This window comes from Parablautia muri (assembly GCF_009917485.1).
Lineage (GTDB): Bacteria > Bacillota > Clostridia > Lachnospirales > Lachnospiraceae > Suilimivivens > Suilimivivens muri.
Genome location: NZ_QZDT01000146.1, coordinates 1 through 1,901 on the forward strand (window position 1 = coordinate 1; position 1,901 = coordinate 1,901).

A 1,901-nucleotide genomic window follows, 5' to 3' on the forward strand; every position below is an offset into this window, starting at 1 on the left:
ATAAAAGCACCTACCTTTCTTATTAACTTATCATAGAAGATCTTAATTTACAGAAATTATTTCACACACTCGCAGCGATACTATGATTCCCTGAAAGAAGCAGCATAGAATACAAAATCCTTGAGGAAAATGTGTCAACTAATCTTGACAAAATCATAATATATAAAATCTTATCGCCTGTGCTTAAAACTCCTGTTCCCATTGCAGTCCCTCCTATTCTGCCTTGTTCCCGAAAGAAAACGCTGTATTTTCCTTCGTTTTTGTGGCTGTAAACTTTGCTTTCACTTCCGCAACCTTAGACTCCAGTACCGAAAACATGGCTTCCACCTGTTCCGGCGTATAGTTATAAGCTGACCTGTTGGCAAGGTTCTCTATCCTGCCAATGGCATCTATCGCCTTATTCATGCGGTACTCCCCAAGACGGATAAATTTCTCCGCTTTCGTTTCTTCTGCCTTTTCTGCAGGTGCGTTTTCTGTTACATTTTCCATAGCTTCACTCATTTTCATATCCTCCATTTTCCTAATTTTGAGCGCAAAAAAGGCATATGAAACTTTATATCTCATATGCCTTAACGCTGTCATTACTATCTTGTTTTTACACTACTGTATGCTCTTTAAGCTGACTGTCAACATCCCTGCCAGCATACATAACACGGATTACCGTCACAATACCCGCATCATTATCCGGAATATAAAACACCAGATAATTGTCAACAGGCATTACTCTCAATCCTCTGCTGTGCCACGGCTCTTTTTCATAATGTCTGAATTTCTCTGGAAATTCTTCAAGCCCTACAATGTGTTCCTCTAACCGTCCAAGCTGCCTTGCCGCATTATCCGGTGAAAGCAGTTCAAAGGCAATATACTCATATATGCCTCTTAAATCGGCATCAGCCTGATCTGTGGTAATTAACTCATAAATCATATGCCATAATCCTTGCGGATATCTGCAAATGCCTGTCTTGCAGGTTTGGCTCTGCCTGCTGTCATGTCCGCATATCCTTTCTCCAGTTCTGCATTTAATTCTGCTTCGCTCAGTTCTGACACATCAGCAGGTCTTGCCGTAGGTATTTTTACTTCAAACGGAAGCCCCCTGTTTAAAATTATCTGTTTATAAAACATATTAATCGCATTGGACGCCGGGATGCCAAGCGCTGATAAAATGCTTTCTGCCTGCTCTTTCACATCTGGCTCTATCCTTGCGTACAAATTAGCCGACTTTGCTGCCATAGAACAACGCTCCTTTCCAAAATTTCAGTGTTTCCTTCTGTCAGATTTATTATACCAATATGTACGCACAATAGCAATACATTTTATTTTTCTTTTTTGGGAAATTCCAGCTTTACCTTATACTGAAAGCCTTTGATTTCCTTCCCGTCTTTGGTATAGGAATAACCTTCAATTCCCTCCGGTATCAGGTACGCATCATAACTGCCTTTCTTCCCTTTCAAGCCTTTTACGAGGGTCTTTTTTCCCTCCAGCATACTTTTTATCTGGCTGTCGGTAAGCACCGCCCCCATTGCCCGTGATACGTTCATACCGCACTTATTCCTGCAGTAAGCACCGAATTTTCTTTTTACCACATCGCCGCCGCACTTCGGGCATTTTCCAACGCATTCCATGCGTTTGGCTTCCTTTGTGCTGCTCCCAAACATGGTTTTCTGCCCGTCACTGACTAACTTCTCGCTCACGTCTGCCCTTGTCGCAGGTGTGCCAAGTCCCTTTACGCTCCACTTCATCGCCCATATCCTCAGCACCGGCTCTCTCCATATGATGTGGTATAAAAAAAGTTGACACCACATTCTCAAGGATTTGAGATATAATCAAGAAAATAAGGAGTGAACAAAATGGCAGAAAACAGACAATATGACCACGAATACAAAGTACAGGCAGTGAAGCTC

Annotated in this window: 5 protein-coding genes; all 5 read right to left on the reverse strand. The window is 42.1% G+C overall.

Features of this window, described 5'->3' with window-relative positions; translation table 11 throughout:
• Positions 1 to 61: 61 nt before the first annotated feature.
• The 5 genes from D5281_RS24765 to D5281_RS24785 all read right to left on the reverse strand — a co-directional run bounded on the left by D5281_RS24765 (position 62) and on the right by D5281_RS24785 (position 1,757).
• Complete coding sequence (locus D5281_RS24765; RefSeq protein ID WP_160562510.1) at positions 62 to 202, reverse strand: hypothetical protein; 141 nt, start codon at positions 200 to 202, stop codon at positions 62 to 64.
• Between the two features lie 11 nt (positions 203 to 213).
• Positions 214 to 501 (reverse strand): hypothetical protein, encoded by a 288-nt coding sequence (locus D5281_RS24770; protein ID WP_160562511.1) that lies wholly within the window; start codon positions 499 to 501, stop codon positions 214 to 216.
• 94 nt (positions 502 to 595) lie between these two features.
• Positions 596 to 925: a type II toxin-antitoxin system RelE/ParE family toxin gene (locus tag D5281_RS24775; protein WP_160562512.1), complete on the reverse strand. Its 330-nt coding sequence runs from the start codon at positions 923 to 925 to the stop codon at positions 596 to 598.
• Positions 922 to 1,230: a type II toxin-antitoxin system RelB/DinJ family antitoxin gene (locus tag D5281_RS24780; protein ID WP_160562513.1), complete on the reverse strand. Its 309-nt coding sequence runs from the start codon at positions 1,228 to 1,230 to the stop codon at positions 922 to 924. The genes D5281_RS24775 and D5281_RS24780 overlap by 4 nt, the downstream gene beginning before the upstream one ends.
• 83 nt (positions 1,231 to 1,313) lie before the next feature.
• Complete coding sequence (locus tag D5281_RS24785; protein ID WP_330585336.1) at positions 1,314 to 1,757, reverse strand: hypothetical protein; 444 nt, start codon at positions 1,755 to 1,757, stop codon at positions 1,314 to 1,316.
• Positions 1,758 to 1,901 lie beyond the last annotated feature (144 nt).